At 49.4% G+C, this 1,814-nt stretch carries 1 rRNA gene; it reads left to right on the top strand.

What is annotated here, in order from left to right:
* Positions 1 to 100 precede the first annotated feature (100 nt).
* Positions 101 to 1,814: ribosomal RNA gene (locus ELS82_RS24610) — 23S ribosomal RNA — on the top strand; the annotation flags it as partial.

The raw sequence follows: 1,814 nt of genomic DNA on the forward strand, positions 1-1,814 counted from the left end.
AGTGACTATTCAAAATTGAGTCCGGCAAAATCGAGTCTGCACATGTATAAAAATGCAGACAACTTTGGTTGTTTGACGTAAAGACCCTTTGGGGTTGTATGGTTAAGTGACTAAGCGTACACGGTGGATGCCTTGGCAGTCAGAGGCGATGAAAGACGTAGTAACTTGCGATAAGCCCAGATTAGGTAGTAACAACCATTTGAGTCTGGGATTTCTGAATGGGGAAACCCACRTGCATAAGCAYGTATCATTAACTGAATACATAGGTTAATGAGGCGAACCGGGGGAACTGAAACATCTAAGTACCCCGAGGAAAAGAAATCAACCGAGATTCCGAAAGTAGCGGCGAGCGAAATTGGACTAGCCCTTAAGCTTTATATGCGTTAGACGAACGGTCTGGAAAGTCCGGCGATACAGGGTGATAGCCCCGTAGTCGACAACGCACATTCAGTGAAATCGAGTAGGGCGGGACACGTGATATCCTGTCTGAATATGGGGGGACCATCCTCCAAGGCTAAATACTACTGACTGACCGATAGTGAACCAGTACCGTGAGGGAAAGGCGAAAAGAACCCCTGTGAGGGGAGTGAAATAGAACCTGAAACCGTGTACGTACAAGCAGTAGGAGCACCTTCGTGGTGTGACTGCGTACCTTTTGTATAATGGGTCAGCGACTTATATTCAGTAGCAAGGTTAACCATCTAGGGGAGCCGTAGAGAAATCGAGTCTTAACTGGGCGTCGAGTTGCTGGATATAGACCCGAAACCAGGTGATCTAGCCATGGGCAGGTTGAAGGTTGAGTAACATCAACTGGAGGACCGAACCGACTAATGTTGAAAAATTAGCGGATGACTTGTGGCTAGGGGTGAAAGGCCAATCAAACCTGGAGATAGCTGGTTCTCCCCGAAATCTATTTAGGTAGAGCCTCGGACGAATACTACTGGGGGTAGAGCACTGTTAAGGCTAGGGGGTCATCCCGACTTACCAACCCTTTGCAAACTCCGAATACCAGTAAGTACTATCCGGGAGACACACRGCGGGTGCTAACGTCCGTCGTGGAGAGGGAAACAACCCAGACCGCCAGCTAAGGTCCCAAATTATTACTAAGTGGGAAACGATGTGGGAAGGCTTAGACAGCTAGGATGTTGGCTTAGAAGCAGCCATCATTTAAAGAAAGCGTAATAGCTCACTAGTCGAGTCGGCCTGCGCGGAAGATGTAACGGGGCTAAGTAATAAACCGAAGCTGCGGCAATGTCCTTTGGRCATTGGGTAGGGGAGCGTTCTGTAAGCCGTTGAAGGTGTGTTGTAAAGCATGCTGGAGGTATCAGAAGTGCGAATGCTGACATGAGTAACGATAAAGGGGGTGAAAAACCCCCTCGCCGGAAGACCAAGGGTTCCTGTCCAACGTTAATCGGGGCAGGGTAAGTCGACCCCTAAGGCGAGGCCGAAAGGCGTAGTCGATGGGAAACGGGTTAATATTCCCGTACTTCTTAYAATTGCGATGGGGGGACGGAGAAGGCTAGGTGGGCCTGGCGACGGTTGTCCAGGTTCAAGTGCGTAGGCTTAAGAGTTAGGTAAATCCGGCTCTTTYTAAGGCTGAGACACGACGTCGAGCTACTACGGTAGTGAAGTCATTGATGCCATGCTTCCAGGAAAAGCCTCTAAGCTTCAGATTATAAGGAATCGTACCCCAAACCGACACAGGTGGTCGGGTAGAGAATACCAAGGCGCTTGAGAGAACTCGGGTGAAGGAACTAGGCAAAATGGTACCGTAACTTCGGGAGAAGGTACGCTCTTGTCGGTGAAGTCCCTTG

Source organism: Vibrio ouci (genome assembly GCF_004551525.1).
GTDB classification, from domain to species: Bacteria; Pseudomonadota; Gammaproteobacteria; order Enterobacterales; family Vibrionaceae; genus Vibrio; species Vibrio ouci.